This is a genomic window from Oleiphilus sp. HI0117 (assembly GCF_001635235.1).
The window spans coordinates 1-640 of record NZ_LWGA01000064.1 but is presented as its reverse complement, the minus strand read 5'-3'; the positions used below and the strand labels follow the sequence as shown (position 1 = coordinate 640).

The following is a 640-nucleotide window of genomic DNA, read 5'->3' as shown; positions in this document are numbered from 1 at the left end:
CGCCTTTGGTGGTCTCTTGAGTGTTACTCAGAGGCTCGGTTGTTTAAGGTTGTGGTGGCTTTTTCGTGTGATGGGCTTTATGCCCATTTTTTGTTTCTGAAATATGAAAAACGGTACTGCCATTGTCTGCAAAAAAGAAGCTGTTAGAAGAATTGATTGAACCGGTCATTGAAGGGCTGGGTTACGAGTGTTGGGGTATTGAATATATGTCCCAGGGTAAGCACTCTGTGTTGCGTGTGTTTATTGAAAGCGCACAAACCGAAGAAAAACAAGAAACTGAAGTCCCTGGTGAAGTAGATGAAAATATCACTGAGGAACAGGCCAGGGAAAGCGGCATAGAGCTCAAAGATTGTGAGCTGGTGAGCCGTCAGTTGAGTGGTGTAATGGATGTAGAAGATCCGATAAACGGAGAGTATACCTTGGAGGTTTCTTCGCCAGGCATGGATCGTCCATTATATAAGCTAAATCACTATGAACGGTTTCAGGGGCACCAAGTTGCCTTGAAATTACGCATGGCCTATGAAGGTCGTCGCAAGTACAGTGGTTTACTAAAAGGATTGGAAGGAAATGATATTGTTCTTCAGGTTGGTGAAGAAGAATTTTTATTTCCTATTGAAGCGATTGAAAAAGCGAACGTAGT

The 640-nt window shown here is 43.1% G+C and carries 1 protein-coding gene; it reads left to right on the top strand.

Annotation, left to right across the window (positions count from 1 at the left end; translation table 11 throughout):
- Window positions 1-122: 122 nt before the first annotated feature.
- Window positions 123-640 (top strand): ribosome maturation factor RimP (rimP, locus tag A3757_RS01035; RefSeq protein ID WP_068739008.1); only part of this gene is annotated, 518 nt, incomplete at its 3' end.